This is a genomic window from Desulfoferula mesophila (assembly GCF_037076455.1).
In the GTDB taxonomy this organism is placed as follows: Bacteria; Desulfobacterota; Desulfarculia; order Desulfarculales; family Desulfarculaceae; genus Desulfoferula; species Desulfoferula mesophila.
In genome coordinates this window covers 2,495,826-2,520,453 of sequence record NZ_AP028679.1, presented here as the reverse complement: position 1 = coordinate 2,520,453, position 24,628 = coordinate 2,495,826, and the positions used below count along the sequence as shown (strand labels likewise).

The 24,628-nt window shown below is 63.1% G+C and carries 24 protein-coding genes and 1 riboswitch; of the genes, 16 read left to right on the top strand and 8 right to left on the bottom strand.

Annotation, left to right across the window (positions count from 1 at the left end):
• The 6 genes from AACH32_RS11345 to AACH32_RS11320 form a co-directional block, all read right to left on the bottom strand.
• Nucleotides 1–216: an indolepyruvate ferredoxin oxidoreductase subunit alpha gene (locus AACH32_RS11345; RefSeq protein ID WP_338599370.1), complete on the bottom strand. Its 216-nt coding sequence runs from the start codon at nucleotides 214–216 to the stop codon at nucleotides 1–3.
• Nucleotides 217–244: 28 nt separating this feature from the next.
• Nucleotides 245–1,168 carry an ACP S-malonyltransferase gene (gene fabD, locus AACH32_RS11340; RefSeq protein ID WP_338599367.1) on the bottom strand — a complete coding sequence of 308 codons (924 nt, stop codon included), beginning with the start codon at nucleotides 1,166–1,168 and terminating at the stop codon, nucleotides 245–247.
• 120 nt (nucleotides 1,169–1,288) lie between these two features.
• The gene (locus AACH32_RS11335) at nucleotides 1,289–3,637 is read right to left on the bottom strand and encodes a GAF domain-containing protein (protein ID WP_338599365.1); all 2,349 of its coding nucleotides are present in this window, start codon (nucleotides 3,635–3,637) and stop codon (nucleotides 1,289–1,291) included.
• Between the two features lie 19 nt (nucleotides 3,638–3,656).
• Entirely contained in the window at nucleotides 3,657–4,934 is a 1,278-nt protein-coding gene (locus tag AACH32_RS11330; RefSeq protein ID WP_338599362.1) for a glucose-1-phosphate adenylyltransferase, read from the bottom strand.
• 3 nt (nucleotides 4,935–4,937) lie between these two features.
• Nucleotides 4,938–6,116 (bottom strand): AI-2E family transporter, encoded by a 1,179-nt coding sequence (locus AACH32_RS11325; RefSeq protein WP_338599359.1) that lies wholly within the window; start codon nucleotides 6,114–6,116, stop codon nucleotides 4,938–4,940.
• A 1-nt stretch (nucleotide 6,117) separates the two neighbouring features.
• Nucleotides 6,118–6,930, bottom strand: a complete 813-nt coding sequence (locus AACH32_RS11320) for a carbon-nitrogen hydrolase family protein (protein WP_338599356.1) — start codon at nucleotides 6,928–6,930, stop codon at nucleotides 6,118–6,120.
• 101 nt (nucleotides 6,931–7,031) lie between these two features.
• Between AACH32_RS11320 and AACH32_RS11315 the strand changes: the two genes are divergently transcribed.
• From AACH32_RS11315 to AACH32_RS11295, 5 genes are all read left to right on the top strand, one after another.
• Nucleotides 7,032–7,928, top strand: coding sequence for a DUF484 family protein (locus AACH32_RS11315; RefSeq protein WP_338599353.1), 897 nt, complete (start codon nucleotides 7,032–7,034; stop codon nucleotides 7,926–7,928).
• A 3-nt stretch (nucleotides 7,929–7,931) separates the two neighbouring features.
• Nucleotides 7,932–8,354: an HIT family protein gene (locus AACH32_RS11310; protein ID WP_338599350.1), complete on the top strand. Its 423-nt coding sequence runs from the start codon at nucleotides 7,932–7,934 to the stop codon at nucleotides 8,352–8,354.
• Between the two features lie 74 nt (nucleotides 8,355–8,428).
• Nucleotides 8,429–9,202 (top strand): dicarboxylate/amino acid:cation symporter, encoded by a 774-nt coding sequence (locus AACH32_RS11305; RefSeq protein ID WP_338599348.1) that lies wholly within the window; start codon nucleotides 8,429–8,431, stop codon nucleotides 9,200–9,202.
• 135 nt (nucleotides 9,203–9,337) lie between these two features.
• Nucleotides 9,338–9,976: a hypothetical protein gene (locus tag AACH32_RS11300; protein ID WP_338599345.1), complete on the top strand. Its 639-nt coding sequence runs from the start codon at nucleotides 9,338–9,340 to the stop codon at nucleotides 9,974–9,976.
• Nucleotides 9,868–10,554 (top strand): transporter substrate-binding domain-containing protein, encoded by a 687-nt coding sequence (locus AACH32_RS11295; protein WP_338599342.1) that lies wholly within the window; start codon nucleotides 9,868–9,870, stop codon nucleotides 10,552–10,554. Before AACH32_RS11300 ends, AACH32_RS11295 begins: the two co-directional genes overlap by 109 nt.
• Nucleotides 10,555–10,641: 87 nt before the next feature.
• On the opposite strand, the gene AACH32_RS11290 is transcribed toward AACH32_RS11295, so the two are convergent.
• Complete coding sequence (locus AACH32_RS11290; RefSeq protein WP_338599339.1) at nucleotides 10,642–11,424, bottom strand: sulfide-dependent adenosine diphosphate thiazole synthase; 783 nt, start codon at nucleotides 11,422–11,424, stop codon at nucleotides 10,642–10,644.
• Between the two features lie 76 nt (nucleotides 11,425–11,500).
• Nucleotides 11,501–11,608, bottom strand: a riboswitch (TPP riboswitch).
• Nucleotides 11,609–11,766: 158 nt separating this feature from the next.
• Here AACH32_RS11290 and AACH32_RS11285 point away from each other — a divergent pair.
• The gene (locus AACH32_RS11285; protein WP_338599337.1) at nucleotides 11,767–12,960 is read left to right on the top strand and encodes a pyridoxal phosphate-dependent aminotransferase; all 1,194 of its coding nucleotides are present in this window, start codon (nucleotides 11,767–11,769) and stop codon (nucleotides 12,958–12,960) included.
• A 182-nt stretch (nucleotides 12,961–13,142) separates the two neighbouring features.
• On the opposite strand, the gene AACH32_RS11280 is transcribed toward AACH32_RS11285, so the two are convergent.
• On the bottom strand, nucleotides 13,143–13,424 hold the full coding sequence (locus AACH32_RS11280; RefSeq protein WP_338599334.1) for a PxxKW family cysteine-rich protein: 282 nt from the start codon (nucleotides 13,422–13,424) through the stop codon (nucleotides 13,143–13,145).
• Nucleotides 13,425–13,705: 281 nt separating this feature from the next.
• Between AACH32_RS11280 and lysS the strand changes: the two genes are divergently transcribed.
• From lysS to AACH32_RS11230, 10 genes are all read left to right on the top strand, one after another.
• Nucleotides 13,706–15,241, top strand: a complete 1,536-nt coding sequence (lysS, locus tag AACH32_RS11275) for a lysine--tRNA ligase (RefSeq protein ID WP_338599331.1) — start codon at nucleotides 13,706–13,708, stop codon at nucleotides 15,239–15,241.
• On the top strand, nucleotides 15,241–16,467 hold the full coding sequence (locus AACH32_RS11270) for a lipoprotein-releasing ABC transporter permease subunit (protein WP_338599329.1): 1,227 nt from the start codon (nucleotides 15,241–15,243) through the stop codon (nucleotides 16,465–16,467). Before lysS ends, AACH32_RS11270 begins: the two co-directional genes overlap by 1 nt.
• A gap of 33 nt (nucleotides 16,468–16,500) precedes the next feature.
• On the top strand, nucleotides 16,501–17,211 hold the full coding sequence (locus tag AACH32_RS11265; RefSeq protein ID WP_338599327.1) for an ABC transporter ATP-binding protein: 711 nt from the start codon (nucleotides 16,501–16,503) through the stop codon (nucleotides 17,209–17,211).
• A gap of 8 nt (nucleotides 17,212–17,219) precedes the next feature.
• Entirely contained in the window at nucleotides 17,220–19,862 is a 2,643-nt protein-coding gene (gene bamA / locus AACH32_RS11260) for an outer membrane protein assembly factor BamA (protein ID WP_338606662.1), read from the top strand.
• A gap of 37 nt (nucleotides 19,863–19,899) precedes the next feature.
• Nucleotides 19,900–20,430 (top strand): OmpH family outer membrane protein, encoded by a 531-nt coding sequence (locus AACH32_RS11255; protein ID WP_338599325.1) that lies wholly within the window; start codon nucleotides 19,900–19,902, stop codon nucleotides 20,428–20,430.
• A gap of 10 nt (nucleotides 20,431–20,440) precedes the next feature.
• The gene (gene lpxD, locus AACH32_RS11250) at nucleotides 20,441–21,466 is read left to right on the top strand and encodes a UDP-3-O-(3-hydroxymyristoyl)glucosamine N-acyltransferase (RefSeq protein WP_338599323.1); all 1,026 of its coding nucleotides are present in this window, start codon (nucleotides 20,441–20,443) and stop codon (nucleotides 21,464–21,466) included.
• A gap of 15 nt (nucleotides 21,467–21,481) precedes the next feature.
• A complete protein-coding gene (fabZ, locus tag AACH32_RS11245; RefSeq protein ID WP_338599321.1) occupies nucleotides 21,482–21,922 on the top strand; it encodes a 3-hydroxyacyl-ACP dehydratase FabZ in 441 nt (146 codons plus the stop codon).
• Between the two features lie 69 nt (nucleotides 21,923–21,991).
• Nucleotides 21,992–22,765 (top strand): acyl-ACP--UDP-N-acetylglucosamine O-acyltransferase, encoded by a 774-nt coding sequence (lpxA, locus tag AACH32_RS11240; RefSeq protein ID WP_338599319.1) that lies wholly within the window; start codon nucleotides 21,992–21,994, stop codon nucleotides 22,763–22,765.
• 12 nt (nucleotides 22,766–22,777) lie between these two features.
• A complete protein-coding gene (locus AACH32_RS11235) occupies nucleotides 22,778–23,587 on the top strand; it encodes an LpxI family protein (RefSeq protein ID WP_338599317.1) in 810 nt (269 codons plus the stop codon).
• 29 nt (nucleotides 23,588–23,616) lie between these two features.
• Complete coding sequence (locus AACH32_RS11230) at nucleotides 23,617–24,627, top strand: Gfo/Idh/MocA family protein (RefSeq protein WP_338599315.1); 1,011 nt, start codon at nucleotides 23,617–23,619, stop codon at nucleotides 24,625–24,627.
• Nucleotide 24,628: the final 1 nt, after the last annotated feature.

Here is a 24,628-nt window from a genome sequence, read left to right as displayed (position 1 = left end):
TCACGCTCTCTCCTCTTTGTAGACCCTTAGGGCCATGTCCGGACAGAGCTCGGCGCAAAAGGTGCAGCCGGTGCACTTGCCGTCTGGATCGAAGGTTACATAGGCATAGCCCTGGGCGTTGTAGTCCTTGCCCAGGGCCAGATTGTGCTTGGGACACGCGAGCACACATAGCCCGCAGCCCTTGCAGCGCTCGCTCAGTACCTTTACCTGAGGCATCTCGTTGCATCCCCTCCTAAGATGTTGCTTACAAGATCGCGTCAAGCTTCTCCAGGTCTGCGGGCTCTTGCACGTTGAGCACGTTTACCGAAGAGGGCGCGGTCTTTTTGATCAGCCCGGCCAAGACTGTCTTGGGCCCGGCTTCTATGAACACATCCACGCCCTGCCCCAGCAGCGCCTGGATGGTTTGAACCCAGCGCACCGGAGCGGTGAGCTGTTTCATTAATTGATTTTTGATGACCGTGGGGTCGTTGGTGGGCTCCCCGGTGGTGTTGGGCACATGCAGGCAGGTGGGAGCGGCGAAGCTAAGGGGCTCCAGGGCGGCGGCCATGTCCTTGCCCGCCTCGGCGATGAGCGGGCTGTGCCAGGCGCCCGAGACCTTCAAGGGTATGGCCTTGAGGCCTTTGTCCTTGGCCAGGGCGCCGGCGGCGGCCACCGCCTCGGTCTCGCCGGTGATCACGGTCTGGGACGGGGTGTTGTAGTTGGCCGGCTGCACCTCGCCCTCCACCGCCTGGCACAGGGCGGCCACTTCCTCTGGGCCCGCGCCCATGATGGCGGTCATGGCTCCGGGGTGGGCGTGGGCGTCGCGGTCCATGAGGCGGCCGCGCAGGGTGATCAGCTCCAGGCACTGGGCCGGGGTGAGCGCCTCGGCGGCGGCCAGGGCGGCGTATTCGCCCACGCTGTGGCCGGCCACGGCATGGGGCTTGATTCCCGCGGCGGCCAGGCCCTGCCAGCAGCACAAGTCCACGGCGATGATGGCCGGCTGCAGGTTGACCGTGAGGGTCAGCTCCTCCATGGGCCCTTGTTGGCACAGCTTGATCAGGGGCAGCCCGCTGGCCTGCTCGGCCAGACTAAACAGCTCGCGGGCCTGGGACGAGGTCTCCATCCAGGCCTGGCCCATGCCCAGGTACTGCGATCCCTGTCCCGGAAACACTACGGCGACTTTAGCCATCGAATCCTCCACAATGGCACGGAAAATCCGCCGGAACCGGCGGAAAAAACCGAATGATTACTTTATATAAAGCCTGAGTGGATGTCAATATTTGCGGCAATGCGGCAAGAAGGAGCACTACTACCCTAAAAAACTTTGAGCCCGGCGGGCCAGGGCCTCGCTTTCCAAGTTTATGCCCACCCTGAGAGCCTTGAGGCCGCGCACCCCGGGCAGGTCTTCCAGCTCGTGCCGTTCCACCTCGGGCGCCAGAAAGCCCTGCTCCTGCAGGTGCTCTATATGGCGGCGCATCTCGCGCGCCTCCTCCGGCGAGGAGTAGACCACCGCGATGCGGCCGGGCCGGGTCAGGCGTTCCCCACCTTGAATGACAGCCTTGTCCAGGCGGGAGCGGATGATTTCGTGGCGCACGTCATAGGCGCCGTCCACATCGAAGCGCTTTTCATCGTAGCGGAAGCGGATGTTCAGCGGCGTCTCCTGGATCAGGATGAGGTGCGCGGCATCCAGTGGCACCGGCATCTGTTCCTTGAGTTGTTCTCCGAGCCAAGCGAGGCCGCAGGTGACCATGAGCTGCCACAGCCGGAAGTTGCTCAAGTACAAGCGGGAGAAGCTGCTCTCCCGGCTGAGGGAAGCGCCCAGGTAGATGAGGTGGTCCACCCCGTCGGTGCGGTGGCGCTCGAAGTAATGGGGCAGGACCGCCTGCATGGCCGACTCCTCCAGGTCCAGGTAGGCGGCCAGGCCCTCGTTTAACATGGACACGCTTTTTTCAAAGAGCCGGCGCTGGCGGTACACCGTGCCCAGGTAGGGGTCCACCTCCTCGCGGTAGGCGGCCACCGCTTCGGCCACGCCGGGGCCCTGCTTGGCCAAGTCTTCGAACACTACCTCCACCTCGGAGCGCATGAACTCGGTCAGGCCGGTTTCATCGCCGCTTTTGAGGCCGTCTTGCAAGCGGCCCAGCCGCCGCTCTATGCGCCCGGCCAGCTCGCTCAGAATGGGCAGGGGCCTGCTCTCACCGGCCCGGCGCACCACCTTCAGGCCCAGGTCCAGGTGGCGGGCCAGGTCCTGGGCGATGGCCTGGTTGCGCTTGGCCGAAGAGCCCCGGATGTCGCTGCTGGCGAAAAGGGGGTATACCTCGTGGAAGACGATGTCTTCCATGGGCTGGGCGCGGCCCTGGCGGCGGCTCTCTAAATGGCGCATAGCCGCCTGCTCGAAGCGCCATTCCACCGCGGGATGCACCGCGGTGCACTGCTCTTTTATGACCGCCTGAATCTGCTTATCGATGTCTTCGAGGGCGTTTTTCACCGCCACGGTGAACAGGGGCTGCAGTTCGGTCATCAGGGCCATATCCGTGGGGCCGAACTGGTCCACTCCCGGCAGGCCTACCTCCAAGGAACCGATGAACTCCCCCTGGTAGAGCAGGGGGGCGATCAAAAGGGAGCGCAGGTTGCTTTTGCCGTAATCAGCGCTGAACTTGGCCAGGCCCGGCTCTTCCCGCACGTCGGGCACTACCACCATTTCACCGTCTTGGGCCAGCTTTTCAAATAGCGACCCTTTTAAATGCTCCTTGGGCACCTGGTTGGTCTGGCAGAGGAGGGAATCTTCTTCGAGACGGCAGCCCAGGTTGAGGATTATCACCTGGTCCTGGTGCACGGCCGCCACACCGGCCACCAGCTCACCTTGTCCGAAATAGGTGCGCAGGCGCTCCTGCAAACGCAAAAAACCCGCTTGGCTCATGACCGTTTCCTGGTCGATGAGGTCGCGGCTCAGGGCGGAAATGGTCTCAAAGGTGGTCACCTCCACCGCCTTCAAGATGGTGACACCGGTGAGGCGGAAACGCTCCGGCGGCAGCAACCGGCGCAGGGTCTCCGGCTGGGAGATGTGCTTTTTCGCTAACTCCAGGTCCTTTTCGCTCAGGACGATGGGTTCGCCCACCGCCTCCGGCCGCACGAAACGAAAGTCAAGCTGGACGGCGAAGTGGCGCTCCAAGCCGGTAGCTTCCTCCTTGACCACCACCGCCAGAGGATAGTTCATGTGCTGCTTGAGCCCGTAGAGGCATTCAAGGATGAACATGTAGGCCTTGATGGTGCGGCCATAGAAAAAGGTGGCATCGTCTACGTTGCGGCGCACCTGTTGCCCGGCGGGCGGGTTTATGAACAGCTCCTCGAATTGGGGGGAGGCCAGCACCGGAGTGAGGGCGAAGGGAACCACTGCGGCAAAGGCCTCGGTGTCCCAGGCCACCGGGGGGAACACCAGGCTCATCAGGCGTAAAAGTAGGCCCTGGTGCTTTTTCAGGGCCTCCAGGTCCTGGATGGGCCCCCTGAGCTCGGGGGTTTTGGCCAGGCGGTCGAGCAGATCGCTGCCCACCGGGTTGGTGGGCCAGCATCCGCTGGCCAGCTTGTCTTGCAGAAATTCAATGAGGGGCTCCAGGCTGAGCACGCACTCAAAGGGAAAAAGTACTGGATCTTTGGGTAGCATGGCCCAAGAATCTCCCGGCTCAGGGCTTGAAGTAACCCCGGGGCACCACCGAGATTCCCCTGGGGGTAACGGTGAAGCGCTCGGCGTCCTCCTTGGGGTTCAGGCCGATCTCGGTGCCTTCCGGCAAGTGGTTGTTCTTGTCGATGATGGCCTTTTTGACCTTGCAGTGCCGGCCGATTATCACGTTGTCCAGGATGACGCTCTCGTCCACCTCGCTCCAGGACTGCACCACCACGTTGGGGCTGAGCACCGAGTTGCGCACCACCGAGCCGCTGATGATGCAGCCCTGGCCCACCAGAGAGTCCAGGGCCTTGCCCACTCGGCCGCTGCCCCCGCGCTCGGCGGCGAAGACGAACTTGGCCGGGGGGAGCTGGTGGCGGAAGGTGCGCAGGGGCCATTGGCGGCCGTAGAGGTTGAAGTAGGGGTCCACCCCGCACAGGTCCATGTTGGCATTCCAATAGGCGTCCAGGCTGCCCACGTCGCGCCAGTAGCCGCTGTCCCCGGCGCATTCCTGGTACTCCAGGCTGCGGTTGCCCCGGTCGTCGGTGAGCCACACGTAGTCGTGGATGTGGTTGTTGGCCTTGTAGGCGTAGGCCATGACCTTGTAGCGGCCCAAGAGGGAGGGGATGATGTCGTGGCCGAAGTCCTTGCCTTCCACCTCCTCGAGCACCTCCAGCATCGCCTTGCGGCTGAAAAGGTAGATGCCCATGGAGACCAGGGAGTGGCCTTCGTCGCCGGGGATGCACACCGGGTCGTCGGGTTTTTCGTGGAAGCCCTGGATGGCGTAGTCGCCGTCCACCTCCACCACCCCGTAGGCGCAGGCGGTCTCGCGGTCCACCTCGATCACCGCGATGGAAACGTCGGCTCCGCTTTGGTCGTGGGCGGCCTGGAACTGGGAATAGTCCATCTTGTACACGTGATCACCCGAGAGGATCAGCACGTGGCCCAGGCCGCGGTCGCGCTCCAGCAGATAGGCGTTTTGCCGCACGCTGTCCGCGGTGCCCTCGTACCAGCGCTCGCCGGTGCGCATCTGGGGGCTGACGATGCGCAGGTAGTGGCCCAGGTCAAAGGAAAAGATGTTCCAGCCCGCTTCCAGGTGGTCCACCAGGGATTGGCTCTTGTATTGAGGCAGCACCATTATTTTGTAGATGCCGCTGTTGACCACGTTGCTCAGGGTAATGTCGATAAGGCGGTAGGCTCCGCCAAAGGGCACCGCGGGCTTGGAGCGGTCGCGGGTGAGGGGGAACAGCCGCTCTCCCTTGCCGCCCGCCATGATGATGGCCAGGGTGTTGTTCATGGCTCAACTCTCCTGTTGGGGTTTCGCCGTAGGGGTTTGCGGCTCCGCCGGCGGGGCGGCCGGCTCCTCTGGCGGGTCTGAACAATGGGCCAGATCGCTGTCCTCGGGCACGAAATGCAGGCGGTAGACTTCCAGCAGGGAGAGCATCAGGGCCAGGACCATGGGCCCCAGCACCAGCCCCACCACCCCGAAGAGCAAGAGGCCGCCCAGCACCGCGAAAAAGATCATCAGGGGATGCAGGTGAGTCACGTTGCCCAACAGTTTGGGCTTGATCAGGTTGTCGCAAACCAGGGCCGCGACCAGGCACCAGATCATGACTCCCACCCCGGCCTGGGTCATGCCGCTGAGCAGCAGGAACAAGCCGCCGGGCACCCAGACCACCGCGGTACCAAAAATGGGCACCACCGAGGCGAAGACCATGACCGTGCCCCAAAAGGGGCTGTTGGGCACGCCGAAAATCCAAAAACCCACGCCGCCCAAAATTCCCTGGAGCAGGGACATCACCACCGTGCCGGTGAGGGTGGCCCGCATGGTGCCCAGCACCTCGTCCCTGATCTTGTGGTTGAGGCTGGAGGGCATGGGGCTCAAAGACAGCAGGCGGTCGGCCGCGCGGCGCCCGTCGATGAACAGATAAAAGGCCACCAGGAGCATGAGGAAAAAGTCGATCACCAGGTTGGTGATGCCCCGGAGCAGGCCGGTCAGGTTGGAGTAGAGCAGGTTGCTCACCCGGCGCACCAGCTCGCCCACCTGGGTGAACACCTCGGCCTTGCTGATGCCCATGGTTTCGTTGAGCTTGTCGAAGAAGGGGTTGAGCAGGTCCATGCCGTGCTTGAGGGACTCTTGCAGCCCGCCCCCCTGCACCATGTTGCTAACGGTGTTGTACAGGCCCAGGGCCTGTTCGCTGATGATGCCCACGATGAAATAAAGCGGCATTACGATGATCACCGTGAACACGAACACGGTGACGGCCGCGGCCAGGTGTTGCCGCTTGGGGCCCACCAGGCGCAGCACCCCCATGTGCAGGGGCCAGCCCACCACCACCAGCACCACGGCCAGGAAAATGGGCATGAGGAAAGGCTGGATGAGCAGATAGCCCAAATAGAGCATCAACAGGGTGCTGATGCCGAAGAACCACCGGCTGATGGCGGTGGCGAAAAACTTCTTTTCCGGGTCTTGCGCCATCTCAGCGTTCCCGGTTCCAGGCGCGGGGCAGCAGGCGGGCATGGCTGGTGGAGTCCAGCTTGCGCCGGGAGGCGGCAACGCCCTTGGGGTTTACCTCGGCCAGGGCCACTCCCGGCCCCGGGCCGCACTGGGCCAGCACCTCGCCCCAGGGCCCCACGATCATGGCCTGGCCCCAGGAGCGTCGCCCGCCGCCGTGATCGCCGACCTGGGCCGCCGCCAAAAGATAGCAGGCGTTTTCCAGGGCTCGGGTGCGCACCAAAAGCTCCCAATGGTCCTGGCCCGTGGCCTGGGTAAAGGCGGCCGGGGCGGACAGCACCTGGGCCCCCTTGAGGCGCAGGCGACGGTAAAGTTCAGGAAAGCGTAGGTCATAACAGATGGTTAGGCCAACCATCCCCGCAGGGGTATCAACGGTGACCAAGCGGCGGCCCGCCCTTACGTAGCGCGATTCCTCCCACTTGGCCTGGCCGGGGAGGTCAAGGTCGAAGCGGTGAATTTTGTCGTAGTGGGCCACCAGTTCGCCCTGGGGGTTCAAAACGGGGCAGGTGTTGTAACTATGGGTGGGATCGTTACTTTTGCGTGAAAAAGAGCCGCCGATGATCCACAGACCCAGCTTTTGGGCCCGCTCGGCCAGAAAGGCCATTGTGGGGCCGCGCAGGGGTTCGGCCGCCCGGGGCATGTCGGCCATGGCCGCCAGATAGGAAAAATGCTCCGGCAATACCGCCAGTTTGGCCCCCTGGTCCTTGGCCTGGGCCAGAAGATCCGAGGCTTGCTCCAGGTTTTCCCGGCGTTGTTGGGAACTATTAATTTGAATCACCGCTACTCGCATGGGCCCATTATAGGTCTCCGGCCTCGCGGGACCAAGCCAAAAGAGCCCAACTTACCGGTTAGTTGCCGGGAAAGTGACGTTGTGCTAGCATGGCGCAAGTACTTTTAGACGGCGTGGCCGGGGCCGCGTCTTCCAGGGAAAGGCGGGCCATGCTCACCCGGGTGGATTTGGACGATCTGCTCACCCAAGCCAGGCGCAACGAGGAAATTCAGAGCCGCTTGGACCAGGTGGAGGAGTTTTTGCTGGCCGCGCAGGAGCCCGGCGAGCTGCTGACCCAATTGCCGACCACCGTGGCCGGTATTTATCGCCTGGAAGAGGTCAGCGTGGCCCTGTTGGCCGACAACCGCCGCCTGGACGTGGTGTTCGACCACGAGGGCCAGGGCCCGGCGGGCTGTTTTCGGCGGCGGCGCAAGGAAATGCGCCTGATCCTGGGCGATCTGGAGCAGCCTTTCCTGGAGGACAAGCCTACCCGGGAATTGAGCGAATTCTTTTTTCCCCAGGGCACCAGGCCGGCCTCCATGGCTGTTTTGCCCCTGTGGGTCAGCGGAGAGATGCTGGGCAGCCTAAACCTGGGCTCCTTGTCCAGCCGCCGTTACCAAAAGGGCCTGGACACCCACTTTTTGGAGCGCCTGGGGCGCAAGACCGCCTTTGGCCTCAACGTGGCCCTGCTTAGGGAGCAGGCCCGGCGCATGGAGCAGCGCCAGGCCGTGGTGGAGACCGTGGGGGCGGCCTGCCACGAATTGGCCCAGCCCCTGACCGCGCTGGTGTTGGGCTTGGAAAAGCTGCGGCGCTCCTTGGGCGAGGAAGAGCCTCTGCAAAAAGATATAGGAGAGCTCATGGCCCAGGTGGAGCGCCTGGGGGGCATGATTCAACAAATCGGCCAAGTTAATGATTACGTAACCCGGCCCTACGCCCAGGGCCTGCGCATAGTGGACTTAAATGCGGCCGGCGGCGCGACCGAGCCGGACGCCGGCGGAAGGGGTTGAGAAATGAGTGAGGAAGGCTGCATTTTCTGCGATATAGTGGCCGGCAAAGTCCCCTGCTACAAGGTTTACGAGGACGAGCGGACCCTGGCCTTCATGGACGTCAACCCCGTAACCCCGGGCCACGTGCTGGTGGTGCCCAAAAACCACGTGGAAAACCTGTTGGAGATGGTGCCCGGCGATCTGGCCGCGGTGCACCAGACCACCCAAAAGATCGCCGCGGCCATCATGAAGGGCCTGAACCCCGGGGGCATCGCCATCCTGCAGCTAAACGGCAAGGGGGCCAACCAGGTGGTCATGCACTATCACGTGCATCTGATCCCCCGCAACCGTCCCAAGGACAAGCTCAAGATCCTGGAATGGGAGCCCAAAAAGGGCAACGTCCGCAGCATCAAGTCCAAGATGGAAAAGATCATCGGGGGGATGTAGTCGGCGGTCCGGCTTCTCGCCTTTTTTGTTCCAAGACACGATGGGATGGCGCATCCCATGCCAAGTAAGTTTTAGTGAGTCTGGCGGCCTGGATAGGCCTGGGAGCCGCCGGTGGGGTGCTCACCGGCGTTTTGCTGGGTGATGCCTGCAAGGTGCTGCAGCCCATAGGCAGCGCCTACGTCATGCTTTTGCAATCAGTGGTCTATCCCTACCTGATCTCCTCGTTGCTGCACGGCCTGGGGCGTTTGAGTCCCAAGGTGGCCCTCAAGCTGTTCAAGAAAAGCTGGTCCTTTTACGCGGTCGCCTGGGGCGGCACCCTGGGGGTGATCTATCTGCTGGGCCGGGCCTTTCCCTCCTCGCCTCCACCCATAATCGTGGACGCGGCCGTCCAGGCCCGCAACGGCCCCGACTTTTTGCAGCTTATTCTGCCGGGCAACATCTTTCAGGATTTGGCCAACAACTACGTGCCCGCCGTGGTGCTGCTGTCGGTGCTGTTCGGGGTGGCCATTCAGGGCATAGAGAGCAAGGACCGGGTGCTGGACATCCTAGCCCTGATCCGCACCGCCTGCGTGAAAATCTGGCGCTGGGTGGTGACCCTGGCTCCAGTGGCGGTGTTCGCCATGTTCGCCTCCACCATAGGCACCCTGCGGGTGGCTGAGGCCGGGGGCCTGGTGGTCTACCTGAGCCTGCTTTTGATCATATGCGCCATCCTGGTTCTGGTGGTGGTGCCGGTGGCCATATCCTCGCTGTTGCCGGTGGGCTACCGCCAGGTGATGTACGACCTGCGCAACGGCCTGACCCTGGCCCTGGTCACCACCATGTCGGTGGTGGCCCTGCCTTTCATTTAGCAGGCGGCCGAGAAGCTGACCGAGGCCAACGGCATCGAGGGCGAGGAAAAAAGCGAGATCATCGAGACCTCCCTGGCCATCAACTATCCCCTGGGCCAGCTGGGTAACTTTTTCGTCTACTTCTTCATTCTCTTCGTGGCCTTTTACACCCGCACCTCCCTGACCGGCGGCGAGCTTACGGCCCTGCCTTTCATGTCCCTGATCTCCTGCTTTGGCTCGCCCACCTCCACGGTCAACGCGGTGGACTTCCTAGGCGAGTGGCTGCAGCTGCCCGGCCACCCCACCAGCCTCTACGTGGAAACCATGATGATCTCCCGTTACGGGCAGGTGGCCCTGTCGGTGATGGGCTTCGCCTTTCTCACCCTTTTGATGACCTTCAACTACTACGGCAAGATCAAGCTGCGCCTGGGCAGGCTGCTGGTCTGCGTGGGCTTTTTGGCGGTGTGCACCGCCGGCCTGGCCTGGGGCGGGCATGTGCTGCTCTCCGAGGTGCTCCAGCGCCCCCAGAAAACCTATCTCGGCTTCACCCTGCCAGAGGAGCTAAGCAAGGGCGTAAAGGCCAAGGTTTATGAAAGCCGGGAGGCTTTCCTGCGCGAGAACCCCGACGCGGCGCTGCAGCCTGGGGAGACGGTGCTGGGCGAATTCAGAGGACCCACACCCTGCGGGTGGGCTTTGGCCGGGACATCGTACCCTTTGCCTATCGCAACGAAGAAGGCGACCTGGTGGGCTACGACGTGGCCTGCGCCTATGACATGGCCCGCTCCCTCAACGTGAAGCTGGTGTTCGTGCCGGTGGCCTACCACAAGCTGGAAGAGGACGTGAAGCAGGGAATCATGGATTTGTGGGCCGGTGGGGTCTACGTGGTGGAGTCGCGCATGCTCTGGGGAGCCTTTTCCCAGGCTTACTACCACAGCCCCATGGCCTTGATGGTGCCATCCAGCCGGGTGCCCGAGTTCATGGACATGGATGAAATCCTCAGCCGCCCCAACCTGGCCATTGCGGTTTTCGACAATCCGGTCACCAAGGCCTTGGCCAGGAATCTGTTCCCCCAGGCCAAGCAGGTGGTGGTTCCCGATTACGGCCATCTACCCACGGCCAAGGGCTGGGACGCCGCCCTGTGGACCCTGGAGCAGGCCGGGGTTTGGGCCTCGGGGCATCCGGGTTACACCGCGGTGCGCCCCAAGCATATGGGGGCGATGATCACCTTTGCCTACCTGATGCACAAGGACTCAGGCCGCATGCGCCAGCTGGTAAATCATTGGCTGGACAACCGCCAGGCAGAGGGATTTTTAGCCCGGCAGCGCGCCTACTGGATCGAAGGCGCGGTGGCCGGCGGGGTGCGCAGCCGCTGATCCCAAGGGCGGCAGACTCGATTCGATAAGGAAAGGGCAGGGGCCTCGCGGCCGCCTGCCCTTGTCTATTGGCGCGAAGCCAGGTGCTTACTTGTCTTGCTTGAGCCGCTCGCCCACCTCGGCGGCGGCCTTCTCGCCGCTTAGCAGCATGCCCCCGAACACCGGACCCATGCGATAAGAGCCGAACACCGCGTTGGCGCACATGCCCGCGGTGTAGACCCCGGGGAAGGCCTCCTTGGTGTTGTCCAGGGTGTGGTTTTCCGCCTGCTCGGCCCACAGGGAGCGCTCGCCCATCACCTTGCCGCTGGCGGTGTTGAGCTCGGCGTCGACCTTGCGGGCGATGACGTTGAGCACTTCGGCGGCGTGGCCGGTGGCGTCGATGACCCACTTGGCCTTGATGGTCAAGGGGTCCACGTGCAAGCCGGCCATCTCCACCGAGCTCCAGTTGAGCACCAGGCCCATGACCCGGTTGTGGCGGATCATCACGTCTTCCATGCTCACCAGGTTGAAGATGGTCAGCCCGGTCTTGGTGGCCACCGAGCAAAGGGTGCTGGCGCACAGCACGCTGTCGGCGGTGTAGTAGCCTGGCTCGAACTCGCGGCAGGGCACCTGGAACTCGTCCAGGATGCGCTTGGCTTCCTCCTGCACCACGATCTCGTTGAACATCATGCCGCCGCCCCACATACCTCCGCCGATGGAAAGCTTGCGCTCGAACATGGCCACCTTGTGCCCCGCCTCGGCCAGCTTCTTGCCGGCCACCAGGCCTGCCGGGCCGCCGCCCACGATGGCCACGTCCAGCTCCAGGTGGTTATCGAGCTTTTCCATGTAGCGGTGGATGATGGCTTTGGTGATGGTCACTTCCTCTAGCATGAATCACGTCCTTTCCGCCGGCCCCGCCATAAAAGCGACGGGCCGGCTCCCGTAAGGAAACCGGCCCGATACATTTCCGTGGCGCGGCGTGCTTCCCTACGCTGGCATTACCCAACAGGTTCAAGGGGTCTACGCCGCCTCTCGACGTACTCTCAGCCCATACGGGGCTCCCCCAGCATCTGGTTATGGCCCGCTTCTTGGCGGGCGCATATAATCCCTACTCCCGCCAGGCCCTGCTTGTCAAATTCAAAAACGCAGGCCTTATTGAGGGGAGGGAAGCGTAATGATATTATTTATGGTTACGAGCGATAAACCTTTAACCAATTGGGAGACGAGCCAGCCATGCAGCTTTCCCGCCGCGTGATGAGCATTCAGCCCTCGCCCACCCTGGCCTTGAACGCCAAGGCCGACGCCCTGCGCGCCCAGGGGGTGGACATCGTCAACTTCGGGGCCGGTCAACCGGATTTCCCCACCCCGAAACACATTTGCGAGGCAGCCAAAAAGGCCATCGACGATGGCTTCACCCGCTACACCCCCGTACCGGGCACTCCGGAGCTCAAACAGGCGGTGATCGACAAGTTCAAGCGCGACAACGGCCTGGACTACGCCATGGACCAGGTGATGATCAACGTGGGCGGCAAGCACTCCAGCTACCTGATCATGCAGGCCCTGCTGGACGAGGGCGACGAGGTCATCGTGCCCGCGCCCTACTGGGTCAGCTATCCGCCCATGGTCATCCTGGCCGGCGGCAAGCCGGTGATCGTGCCCACCAAGCTGGAGAACGGCTTCAAGCTGCAACTGGCCGACCTTCAAAAAGCGGTCAGCGACAAGACCAAGGCCATCTTCATCAACTCGCCCTCCAACCCCACGGGCGGCGTGTACAGCGAGGCCGAGTTGCGGCCCCTGGCCGAGTTCTGCGCCTCCAAGGGAGTCTTGATCATTAGCGACGAGATGTACGAGCCCATTCTCTTTGACGGCAGGACCTTCACGGCCACCGCTTCGCTGAGCCCCGAGGTCTACGCCAACACCGTGACCCTCAACGGGGTGTCCAAGGCCTATGCCATGACCGGATGGCGCATCGGCTACATGGGCGGGCCCGCGGAATTGATCAAGGCCTGCTCCAAGATTCAGAGCCAGTCCACCTCCAACCCCACCTCCATCGCCCAAAAGGCGGCCGAGGAGGCCCTTAACGGGCCCCAGGAGTTCGTGGCCGAGCGCAACCAGAGCTTCGAGCGGCGGCGCGACCTGATCATGGACCTCATCTCCGAACTGCCGGGGGTCACCTGCTACCGCCCCGAGGGCAGCTTTTACGCCTTCCCCAGTTTCAAGGCCTATTATGGCAAGAAGTTCGAGGGCAAGCAGATAACCGGCTCCCAGGATCTGGCGGACTACCTGTTGGATAACGCTTCCGTGGCCGCGGTGCCGGGCATCGCCTTCGGCGAGGACGACTGCATCCGCTTCTCCTTTGCCATCAGCGACGAGCAGATCAAGCAGGGCATGGCTTCGGTCAAGGCCGCCCTGGCCAAGCTGACCTAAAAGCGCCTCTTGCGTTCAGTGCCGGACCGGGTTCGCCCGGTCCGGTTTTTTTATGGCTGGGGCTGGCTGGCCGGGCGGGGCCGCGAAAGTAGCGGACAGGGCGATGATCCCATGGGAATACTCGCCCAAAAAAGCCCAGCCCCCAAAAGGGGGCCGGGCCGAGACTATCAAAGGCGGCTTGCCTAGCGGGCGTGGGCGCGCTTGGAGGCCTTGATGGGGTTGAGGTTCTTGGGGGCTTCCTTGGCTTCGCCCTTCACGTGGGTGGCGAAGTTGCAGTTGCCGTAACGCCACTTGACCGCCGGATCGGGGTAGCTCTTGCAGTAGACCATGTCGCCCACGGTCACGCTGTGATCGCAGCCCAGGCAAGGCTCCACCGCCGGATGGCAGGTGCCGCCGTTGAAACCACAACCGTCTTTGCCCATTAAAGCGCATTCCTGGCCGGGGCGGGTGGTGGTGCACAGCATCTTCTCAACTCCTTAAGGGAAACGATAACTCTAAAAAGGTCGCCCAGCATTGCTCGGCGGGGCGGCCCTTGGGCACATAAGCAGCGGGCTCGGCCCAGGCCGAGCCCGCACGTTGGGAAGTATGGTTATCAAAACCTGGCCTGTCAAGGGTATTTTTAAAAAAATCGGGACCCGGCCCGACTTGACAAAACGGGGGGGGCGGCGTAGATAAAGTAGCCTAGTTCATGAATAAACCCGGCGCAACCCAGACGGGGGCGAAGGCCGGAATCACAGAGGCGGCAGTGGCAAAAGACCAGCAAAAGAGCAATCAGGAGAACGCGCAGGCCGCGGCCACCGATGAGAACCTCCTGATCAAGCAGCGACGCCAAAAGGCGGCTCAGATCCAAGAGTTGGGGCTCCAGCTCTATCCCAACACCTTCCGGCCCCGCGACACCATCGGGGAAGTGGTGAAAAACCACGGTCAACTGGACGCCGCCCGCCTGGAATACCAGGAATATCTGAAATTTTCCCTGGCCGGGCGGATCATGGCCATCCGCTCCTTTGGCAAGGCCGCTTTTATCAAGATCACCGACCGCACCGGCAGCCTGCAGCTGCACGTGCAAAAGGACGTGATCGCCCCCGAGCAGTTCAAGCTGTTCAAGAAGCTGGACGTGGGCGACATCATCGGGGTGGTGGGCCATCTGTTCCGCACCCGCACCCGCGAGCTCACCTTGAAGGCGGAGCAGCTCTACCTGGTGACCAAGGCCATGCGGCCCCTGCCCGAGAAGTTCCACGGCCTCACCGACGTGGAGCAGCGCTACCGCCAGCGTTACCTGGACCTGATCATGAATCAGGAGGTGCGCGATATTTTCCGGGCCCGCTCCACCATCGTCTCCACCCTGCGGGGTTTCCTCACCGAGCGCGACTTCCTGGAGGTGGAGACCCCCATGATGCAGGCCATCCCCGGCGGTGCCACCGCGCGTCCCTTTGAGACCCATCACAACGCCCTGAACATGAAGCTGTACCTCAGGGTGGCCCCGGAGCTATATTTGAAGCGCCTGGTGGTGGGCGGCCTGGAGCGGGTGTTCGAGCTCAACCGTAACTTCCGCAACGAGGGGGTGAGCGTTCGCCACAACCCCGAGTTCACCATGCTGGAGTTCTATCAGGCCTACGCCACATACGAAGACCTCATCACCATGACCGAGGAGATGTTCGGCAAGGTGGCCATGGCGGTCAAGGGCTCCCTCAGCTTCGATTACCAGGGCCGCAACGTGGACCTTACCCCGCCCTGGCAGAGCATAGACTTCCGCAGCTCGCTGTTGGAGATGGGTCAGGTGCCGCCCGAGGTGCTCTTTGACCGGGAAAAGGCCCTGAACATGTCCACCGCCATGGGCGGGCAGCATGATCGCGGCGACAGCCTGGGCAAGGCCCTGGCCAAGATATTCGACGTGACCGTGGAGCCCAACCTCTGGCAGCCCACGTTCGTGACCGGCTTCCCCCGGGACATCAGCCCGCTCAGCCGCACCAACGACCTGGACCCGGACATCGTGGACCGCTTCGAGTTTTTCATCACCGGCCGCGAGATGGGCAACGGCTTCAGCGAGCTCAACGACCCCGACGACCAGCGCAGCCGCTTCAACGAGCAGGTGGCCCAGCGGGAGGCCGGCGACGACGAGGCCCAGTTCATGGATCAGGATTACGTCAAGGCCCTGGAGTTCGGCATGCCCCCCACCGCGGGGGAGGGCATGGGCATCGACCGGCTGGTGATGCTCATGACCGACCAGCCCAGCATCCGGGAGGTCATCCTTTTCCCATTGCTTAGGCCTGAGCAGGGTTGATGCGTTTCGAGGTCTTCCTGGCCTTCCGCTTTCTGCGCGCCCGTCAGCATGCTTTTATCAATTTGATAACCATCCTTTCCATGGCCGGGGTGGCGCTGGGGGTGTGCGCGCTTATCGTGGTCCTCAGCGTCATGAACGGGTTCCAGGACGAGTTCACCAAGAAAATCGTGGGCATGAACTCCCATGTCACCATCTACAAGGCCGGGGGCATTATCGAATCGCCCCAGGCGGTGGTGAAAAAGCTGGATCAGATGCCCCAAGTGACCGGAGTCTCGCCCATCGTCTATGGCCAGGTGATGCTGGTGGCACCGGCCGCGGCCAGCGGCGCCATCGTCTATGGCCTACAGGCCCCGGACTCGCCCAAGGCCAAGGAGTTGGCTCAGCACCTGGTGGCCGGCGACCTTAAGCGCCTGTCCCGGCCCTTGGGCGACGGCCTGTGGGGAGTGGTGCTGGGTTCGGCCCTGGCCCGGCGCCTGGGCCTAGGGATGGGCGCGGTGGTCAACGTCATCAACCCCCTGGGCGAGGACACGCCGGTGGGGCGCGCGCCCAAGACCGAGCCTTTCCAGGTGGTGGGCATCTTCGAGTCGGGGCTCTATCAGTTCGACTCTTCCATCGTGTTCATGGGCCTGGCCGCGGGACAGCGCTTTTTGGACCTGGGCCAGGGGGTCACCGGCATGGAAGTCATGCTCAAGGACCTGTACCAGGCCCCCGCCGTGGCCAAGACCATAGGACGGCGTCTGGGCCCTCTGTATTACGCCCGCGACTGGATCAGCACCAACAGCAACCTTTTCGCCGCCCTGAAGCTGGAAAAAATCGCCATGTTCGTGATCCTCATCCTGATCGTGTTCGTGGCTTCTTTTGGCATCGTGAGCAGTCTGATCATGATGGTCATGGTAAAGACCCGCGATATCGGTATCTTGAAAGCCCTGGGCGCCACCAGGGCCAGCTTGCGGCGGGTTTTCATGCTCCAGGGGCTGTTCATCGGCCTGGTGGGCACGGTGGTGGGGGTCGGCGGAGGGCTCTTCCTGTGCTGGCTTTTGTCGCGCTACCACTTCATCCAGCTGCCCAAGGCGGTGTATCCCATCAACACCTTGCCGGTGCAGGTGGACCCCCTGATGGTGGCGGTGGTGGCCGCTTGCGCGGTGCTAATCAGCCTGTTGGCCACGATTTATCCGGCCAGGGTCGCGGGAGGCCTGGACCCGGTACGCGCGCTGCGATATGAATAAGGCTGTAATCGTGCGGAGCCAGGGGGTCGAGACTTGACAGACGAGCCCAGATACATTCATATAAAGCAGCTTAAAAAGACGTACTTTGGGCCACAGGACCAGGTGGAGGTCCTCAAGGATCTGGACCTCGAGGTCGCCCAAGGCGAGACGGTGGCCATAGTGGGAGCCTCGGGCGTGGGCAAGTCCACGCTGCTACATATTGTGGGAGCTCTTGACCGACCCACCTCTGGTCGGGTTATGGTGGGGGGACGCGAAATTTTCCAGATGGACGAAGCGTCCTTGGCTTCGTTTCGCAACCGTCAGGTAGGTTTCGTGTTCCAGTTTCATCACCTGCTACCCGAGTTCAGCGCCTTGGAGAACGTGATGATGCCCGCGCTCATAGCCCGCCAGGACAGGGCGCAGGCCCAAAAGCAGGCCATGGAGCTTTTGGACGAGGTGGGAGTGGCCCACCGCAGTTCGCACCGGGTGGCGCAGCTTTCCGGCGGCGAGGCCCAGCGGGTGGCGGTGGCCCGGGCCCTGGTGTTGGGTCCCAGCCTGCTCTTGGCCGATGAGCCCACGGGCAACCTGGACGAACGTACTGGAGAATTGGTCCACCAATTGTTGGTGAAGCTCAATAAAAGTCACGGGCTCACCACCCTGGTGGCCACCCACAACCAACGGCTGGCCGAGGCGCTGGGGCGCCGGGTGCGGTTGGCCGACGGCAAGGCCTTCAGCCTGGATCAGGCAGGGCCCAGCGAGGAATGAAAACGGTGATGAGGAGAACTCTGCTGGCATTGACCTTGGCCTTGGTGCTCTTTGCCCCTGCCGTGGCCCAGGCGGCCGATGCCATGAAGGTGGCGATCTTTCCTTTCCACGTCTTTAGCCGGGAGCCTCTGACCGATCTGCGCGACGACGTGCAGAAGATGCTCAGGGACAAGCTGAACACCATGGGGGTGACGGTTATTCCCCTGGACGAAGTCAACCAGGCCTTGGCGGCGGAAGGCAAGCCCCTGGACCTCACCCTGGCCCGCAAGGTGGCCGGCCGTTTGGGCGCGGATTTCGCCATCACCGGCTCCATCACCAAGATCGGCAGCCGGGTGTCCCTGGACGCCAAGACCTTGGACGTGTTGGGTATGCAGCGTCCCCAATCCGCCTTTGTGGAGGGATCGGGCCTGGATTCCATCGCCACGCTCACCGACCGCATCGCCCGCGAGCTGGCGGTGCAGGTAAGCGGCCGCGAGAAGGTCTCCACTATCGAAATATCCGGCAACCGCCGCATAGAGTCCGATGCCATCAAGGCGGTGCTCAAGACCAAGGAGGGTGGCGTCTTTTCGCCCATCCTCATCGACGACGACCTCAAGGCCATCTGGAAGCTGGGTTACTTCGACGACGTGAAGATCGCCACCGCCGACAGTCCCAAGGGCAAGGTGGTCACCATCGCCGTCAAGGAAAAGCCGGCGGTGCGCGAGGTCAAATTCGAGGGTAACGAGGAGATCGACACCAAGGATCTGCAAGACCAGATAGGTCTCAAGCGTTTCGCGGTGTACAAGCCGGCCGCCGTAAAGGAAGCCGAGCAAAAGATCGTCCAGATGTATCGCGACAAGGGCTACTACGACGTCAAGGTGACCAGCCAGGTCATCAACCTGCCCAAGGGCGATCTGGGCATCAAGTTCACCATCGTCGAGGGTGAAAAGGTCTACGTCTCCAAGATCGAGTTGCGGGGCAACAAGGCCTTCAGCGAGAGCGAGCTCAAGGAGGTCATGAGCACCGGAGAAAAAGGCTGGCTCTCCTGGTTCAAGGACGACCACGTCATGGAGTGGGCCAAGCTGGAGCAGGACGTCCAGAAGCTCAACGACTTTTATTACAACCACGGCTATATGAGCGCCCGGGTGGGCAAGCCCGAGATCACCCGCGGCAAGGACGGCCTGATCCTGACCATCAACATCGAGGAGGGCCCCCGCTTCAAGGTCTCCACCGTGGGCATCTCCGGCCAGCTGATCATCCCCCAGAAGGACCTGGAGGCGATGATCAAGACCAAGCCGGGTGACTGGTACAACCGCGAGCAGTTGCGCCTGGACCTGGCCACCCTGCACGAGCTTTACGCCAACCGCGGCTTTGCCTACGTGGAGGTGCGCCCTCAGGTGCGCCAGAACATGAAAGAGCACACCGTGGCCCTGGATTTCCAGGTGACCAAGGGCGCCAAGATCTACTTTGACCGCATTGTCATCAGCGGCAACACCCGCACCCGCGACAAGGTGATCCGCCGCGAGTTGGGCATGGCCGAAGGCGACCTGTTCTCGGCCACCGCCATCCGCTCGGCCAACATGCGCCTGCACCGGCTCAACTTCTTCGAGGACATCACCATCACGCCCACCAAGGGCGCCGATCCCGATACCATGGACGTGAACATCAAGGTGAAGGAGAAGCGCACCGGCCAGGTATCCTTCGGCGCGGGCTACTCCACCCAGGACTCCTTCATGATCATGGGCCAGCTCAGCGAGTCCAACCTCTTCGGCCGGGGCCAGCAGGTGCAGTTTAGGGCCACCCTGGGCGGCCTGACCAACCGCTTCACCCTGAGCTTCACCGAGCCGTGGCTTTTTGATCGCCCCATCAGCTTCGGAGTTGATCTCTACAACTGGGACCGCGAGTACATCCAGTACACCAAGAACGCCACGGGCGGCAACTTGCGCTGGGGCTTCCCCACGCCGCTGGCCTACACCCGCTTCTATCTCTGGTACACCTATGAACAGGCCACGGTGTCCGATGTTGACAGCAACGCGGATTACTACATCAAGAGCCAGGAGGGCACCTACACCACCAGCGCTTTCAAGGGCATTTTGCGCCGCGATACCCGCGATGCCACCTTTAACACCACCAAGGGCTCGGACAACAACATAAGCGTGCAGTGGGCCGGTCCCCCGTTGGGCGGCACCAACGCGTTTACCAAAATTATCGCCAACAGCGGCTGGTATTTCCCCATGTGGTGGGATACGGTATTCGTGTTGCACGGACAGTTGGGCTGGCTGGATCAGCACTCGGACGGTGAGCTGCCCATTTACGAGAAGTTCTTCCTGGGCGGCATCAACACTCTCCGGGGCTTTGCCTATCAATCGGTGAGCCCCATGGACGCCAACGGCGACCTCATCGGTGGCGAGCGCATGTTCGTGGCCAACGTCGAGTTGCGTTTCCCGTTGTTCAGGAAGGCGGGCCTCACGGGCGTGGTCTTCTACGACACCGGTAACTCCTGGACCTCGGCGCAGGGATACGATTTCGGCGACCTGCGTCAAAGCGTGGGTGTCGGCATTCGCTGGATGTCGCCCATGGGCCCGTTGCGCCTGGAGTACGGTTACGTGCTTGACCAGCAGCCCTATGACGACCTGTCTGCCTTCGAGTTCACCGTCGGCGGCTTGTTCTAGCAACCCCCAACCAAAGGCTACAAAGGGGAGATTATTGATGTTACAGTCCAAACACGGCAAACTTACCATCTTGCTGGGACTCTTATTGACCGCGTTTTGGCTGGCGCCCGTCGCCGCTCATGCCCAGTCCAAAATCGGCGTGATCAACATGGAGCAGGCGGTAAACGACTGCAAGCAAGGCAAAAGATCCCAAGCCGAGCTGCGGCGCAAGGCGGCCAAGCTGGAGGAGGAGTTGAAGCAGCTCAACGAGGAGGTGGCCAAGCTCCGCAAGGATCTGGAAAACACCGCCATGCTGCTTAAGCCCGAGGCCAAACTGGCCAAGGAGCGTGAGTTCGAGCGCAAGGCCAGGCGCCTCAACGACCGGCGCCGCGACGCCCAGCAAGAGGTGCGCGAGGCCCAACGCGACGCCTTTGCGCCCATTCTCAGGCGCATGCAGGGGATCATAAAGGCCTTGGGCGCCAAGGGCGGCTTTGCCTTGATCACCGAGGCCCGCACTGCGCTCTACTTCCCCCAGAGCTCCGACATCACCAGTGAAGTGATCGCGGCCTACGACAAGAAGTACCCGTAGGGCTAAGCCGGTGAAGATTAGCCTGGGCCAGTTGGCCCTTTTGTTGGGAGGCGCCCTGGAAGGCCCGGCCGAGCGAGAGGTCTCGGGCATAAAGGGCCTGGAGCAAGCCGGCTCCGAGGATTTGTCTTTCCTGGCCAACCCCAAGTACGCCCCGCTGCTGGAAAGTTGCCGGGCGGGCGTGGTCTTGGTGTCGCGCGGCCAGAAGGTCCCCGAGGGGCTGGCGGTCATCCGGGTGGACAACCCCTACCTGGCCTATGCCCAGGTATTGACCAAGGCCACGGCCAAGCCCTATGAGCCGCTGGGGGTTCATCCCAAGGCGGTGGTGGAGCCGGACGCGGTGTTGGGGGCGGACTGCTCAATTCACGCGTTGGCCTATGTGGGAGCCGGGGCCAAGCTGGGCGATAGGGTGGTGGTGCATCCGGGCGCCTACCTGGGCCCCGGAGTGAGGGTGGGCTCGGATACGGTCATCCACGCCAACGCGGCGGTGTACCACGATTGCAGCATAGGCAGCCGTTGCGTCATCCACGGTGGAGTGGTCATCGGAGCCGACGGCTACGGCTTCGTGTTCGACGGTGAGCGCCACTTCAAGATCCCCCAGATCGGCATCGTGCAGATCGATGACGACGTGGAGCTGGGGGCGGGCACCACTATCGACCGCGCGGCCAACGGCCGCACCTGGATACAGCGCGGGGTCAAGACCGACGACCAGGTGCACATCGCCCATGGCTGCGTCATCGGCGAAAACAGCCTGTTGGTGGCCCAGGTGGGCATCAGCGGCTCCAGCACCCTGGGCAAGGGCGTGGTTCTGGGGGGCAAGGTAGGCGTGGCCGGGCATATCACCATTGGCGACGGGGCCATGGTGGGCGGCGGCTCCGGAGTGGCCCAGTCGGTCGAGGCCGGCGAGGTGGTCAGCGGATACCCGGTAATGCCCCACCGCCTATGGCTGCGCACCAGGGGGCTGGTAAAGCGCCTGCCGGAGATATTCAGCCGGGTCAAGGCCCTGGAAGACCGGCTGGGGCGTGACGAGGAAAAGTAGTAAAGGAGCGGTCATATGCCTGATGGAGAGCTGAACCTCACCGACATATTGAAAATCCTGCCCCACCGCTATCCTGTGCTGCTGGTGGATCGCGTTTTGGAAGTGAGGCTTCCCGAATACGTGAAGGCCATGAAAAACGTGACCTATAACGAGGCTTTTTTTCAGGGGCACTTTCCCGGTCAGCCGGTGATGCCCGGTGTGCTGATCATCGAAGCCATGGCCCAGACCGGCGGCATCCTGGCCTACCAGTCCCACCCCGAAGCCAAGGACCGGTTGTTCTATTTCATGGGTATGGATAAGGTCAAGTTCCGCAGGCCGGTGATCCCCGGTGATCAATTGATCATGGAGCTCACCGCGGTGCACCGCTCCACCAGGGCCTGGAAAATGATCGGCAAGGCCTTTGTGGACGACCAGTTGGCCGTGCAGGCCGAGCTTACGGCGGCCCTGGTGCAATAAACCTTAATCGAGGATTCCCGGCCGAGGCCGGCCCCCTAGTTTTTCTCTGAGAGCGGGAAAAGGTTTTTCATGGAGATTCATCCCACCGCGGTGGTTCACGACAGCGCCCAGCTGGCCCTCGGGGTCAAGGTGGGCGCTTTTGCCCACATCGGGCCCGAGGTGTCCATAGGACCGGGCACCCGGGTGGACCACCACGCCAACATCGAACGCTTGACCACCATCGGGGCCGACTGCCACATCTGGCCCTACGCCTCGGTGGGCACCGATCCCCAGGATCTGAAGTTCGGCGACGAACGCACCTTCCTGCAGATCGGCGACCGGGTGCTGATCCGCGAGTTCGTCACCGTCAACCGGGGCACCGGAGAAGGCGGCGGCGTGACCCGCCTGGGCGACGAATGCCTTTTGATGGCCTATTCCCACGTGGCCCACGATTGTCAGTTGGGCCAGCGGGTCATCATGGCCAACGGGGCCACCCTGGGCGGCCACGTGCACATAGAAGATTACGTGGGCCTGGGCGGCATGGTGGCCATCCACCAGTTCACCCGCATCGGCACCCGAGCCTATATCGGGGGCATGAGCGGCGTGGCCCAGGACCAGCCGCCGTATTGCCTGTGCGAAGGCAACCGTTGCAAGCCCCACGGCCTGAATGTCATCGGCCTGAAGCGGGCCGGCTTTTCCGAAGAGACCCTGGAGGCGCTCAAAGCCGCCTACCGCATCATCTTCCGCACCCACACCCCCATCCAAAAGGCCATGGAGCAAGTCCGCGCCGAGGTTCCCGGCGTGCCGGAGGTCATCCACCTGTTGGACTTCATAGCCTCCAGCGAGCGGGGAGTCGCTCGTTAGCGAAGCATTGAGATGGCACGGCGCACCATAGGCCTCATTGCCGGCAAAAGCCAGTTCCCCCTGCTGTTCGCCCGCTCCGCCAGGGCCCAGGGTCACCGCGTGGTGGCCGTGGCCTTCAAGGGCGAGACCCTGCCCGCCTTGGAGCAGGAGGTGGACAGCCTCACCTGGGTGCAGCTGGGCCAGTTGGGCAAGCTGATGAAGGCCTTCAAGAGCCAGGGCGTGACCCAGGCGGCCATGTGCGGCGGGGTGACCAAGCCGCGCATGTTCGACCTCAAGCCGGACCTCAAGGCCCTGGGGCTGATCAAAAAGATTCGCCACATGGCCGACGACGGCATTCTGCGCACCTTTGCCGACTACCTGGGCGAGCAGGGCATAGAGATTCTGCCCAGCCACGAGCTGATGCCCGAGCTGCTGGCCCGGCCCGGCGTGTACACCGCGCGGGGGCCCGGCGACGAGGAGCGCGAGGACATCGAGGTGGGCTGGCAGGTGGCCGCCGAGTTGGGCAAGCTGGACATAGGCCAATGCGTGGTGGTGCGGGGCAGGGCGGTGCTGGCCGTGGAGGCCATGGAAGGCACCGACCAGTGCATCCGCCGGGGCGGCGAGCTGGCCGGGGGCCAGGGCGCGGTGGTGATCAAACGCTGCAAGCCGAACCAGGACCGCCGCTTCGACCTGCCCTCGGTGGGCGGCGACACCGTGGCGGTGATGGCCGCGGCCGGAGCCTCCTGCCTGGTGGTGGAGGCGGGGCGCACCCTGTTTTTCGACCTGGAACAGGCCGTCAAGCTGGCCGACGCTTCGGGCATCTGCATCCTGGGCCGCGGCTGAAAAATCGGACGTCAGAAAAAGGAGGCCGCGTGAGCGCGCCGGTGAAAATAGCGGTGGTGGGAGTGGGCTACTTGGGCCGTTTCCATGCCGAAAAATTGGCTCGCCTCAAAAGCGCCGAGCTGGTGGGGGTGGTGGACGCCAGCCCCGCCCAGGCCGAAACGGTGGGCAAGGCGGTGGGCTGTCCCGCCTTCAGCGACCACCGCGAGCTGCTGGGCCGGGTGGAGGCGGTGAGCGTGGTCACCCCCACGGTGGCCCACCACGCGGTGGCCAAGGACTTTTTGTCCGCCGGGTCCGACGTGATGTGCGAAAAGCCCATGACCGCCACCCTGGAGGAGGCCGACGAGCTCATCGCCCTGGCCGCTGAGGGCGGCCGCATTTTGCAGGTGGGCCATCTGGAGCGCTTCAATCCCGCAGTGGAGGGCATGTTCGAGCGGGCAGGCCAGCCCATGTTCATGGAGGTCAACCGCATCGCCCCCTTCAAGGCCCGGGCCACCGATGTGGACGTGACCCTGGATTTGATGATCCACGACCTGGATATCATCCTGGCCCTCATGCACGGCGAGGAGCCGGTGGAGATCCGGGCCAAGGGGGTGCCGGTGTTGGGCCCCCACGCCGACCTGGTCAACGCCCGGTTGGAGTTCGCCGGCGGCTGCGTGGCCAACGTCACCGCCAGCCGCCTGGCCCTCAAGGACGAGCGCAAGCTGCGCCTGTTCCAGCCCGACGCCTATCTTTCCCTGGATTTCCGCAAGCGCAAACTGCTGGTGGTCAGCGGAGTGGAATATCGCCCCGGCAAACTGCCCAAGGTCACCGCCGAGCGGCCCCGCTTTCCCAAGAGCGACCCCCTGGAAAAGGAACTCAGCTCCTTTTTGGACTCGGTGCGCAGCCGCCAGGCCCCTCGGGTGGACGGCCGGGCGGGACGCCAGGCCCTGGCCTGCGCCATGCGGGTGAAGGCCTGCGTGCAAGAGGGCCTGTGCGCCTACCAGGACGTCTTGCAGGACTCGCCGCGATGGGTGGAAGCCCTGAGCGCAGAGGAAGAGTAAG

What these genes read in the sequence shown, in the direction of transcription:
- AACH32_RS11345 (WP_338599370.1), bottom strand. Translation starts at nt 216, where the DNA reads ATGCCTCAGGTAAAGGTACTGAGCGAGCGCTGCAAGGGCTGCGGGCTA.
- fabD (WP_338599367.1), bottom strand. Translation starts at nt 1,168, where the DNA reads ATGGCTAAAGTCGCCGTAGTGTTTCCGGGACAGGGATCGCAGTACCTG.
- AACH32_RS11335 (WP_338599365.1), bottom strand. Translation starts at nt 3,637, where the DNA reads ATGCTACCCAAAGATCCAGTACTTTTTCCCTTTGAGTGCGTGCTCAGC.
- AACH32_RS11330 (WP_338599362.1), bottom strand. Translation starts at nt 4,934, where the DNA reads ATGAACAACACCCTGGCCATCATCATGGCGGGCGGCAAGGGAGAGCGG.
- AACH32_RS11325 (WP_338599359.1), bottom strand. Translation starts at nt 6,116, where the DNA reads ATGGCGCAAGACCCGGAAAAGAAGTTTTTCGCCACCGCCATCAGCCGG.
- AACH32_RS11315 (WP_338599353.1), top strand. Translation starts at nt 7,032, where the DNA reads ATGGCGCAAGTACTTTTAGACGGCGTGGCCGGGGCCGCGTCTTCCAGG.
- AACH32_RS11310 (WP_338599350.1), top strand. Translation starts at nt 7,932, where the DNA reads ATGAGTGAGGAAGGCTGCATTTTCTGCGATATAGTGGCCGGCAAAGTC.
- AACH32_RS11290 (WP_338599339.1), bottom strand. Translation starts at nt 11,424, where the DNA reads ATGCTAGAGGAAGTGACCATCACCAAAGCCATCATCCACCGCTACATG.
- AACH32_RS11285 (WP_338599337.1), top strand. Translation starts at nt 11,767, where the DNA reads ATGCAGCTTTCCCGCCGCGTGATGAGCATTCAGCCCTCGCCCACCCTG.
- AACH32_RS11280 (WP_338599334.1), bottom strand. Translation starts at nt 13,424, where the DNA reads ATGCTGTGCACCACCACCCGCCCCGGCCAGGAATGCGCTTTAATGGGC.
- AACH32_RS11270 (WP_338599329.1), top strand. Translation starts at nt 15,241, where the DNA reads ATGCGTTTCGAGGTCTTCCTGGCCTTCCGCTTTCTGCGCGCCCGTCAG.
- bamA (WP_338606662.1), top strand. Translation starts at nt 17,220, where the DNA reads ATGAGGAGAACTCTGCTGGCATTGACCTTGGCCTTGGTGCTCTTTGCC.
- AACH32_RS11255 (WP_338599325.1), top strand. Translation starts at nt 19,900, where the DNA reads ATGTTACAGTCCAAACACGGCAAACTTACCATCTTGCTGGGACTCTTA.
- fabZ (WP_338599321.1), top strand. Translation starts at nt 21,482, where the DNA reads ATGCCTGATGGAGAGCTGAACCTCACCGACATATTGAAAATCCTGCCC.
- lpxA (WP_338599319.1), top strand. Translation starts at nt 21,992, where the DNA reads ATGGAGATTCATCCCACCGCGGTGGTTCACGACAGCGCCCAGCTGGCC.
- AACH32_RS11235 (WP_338599317.1), top strand. Translation starts at nt 22,778, where the DNA reads ATGGCACGGCGCACCATAGGCCTCATTGCCGGCAAAAGCCAGTTCCCC.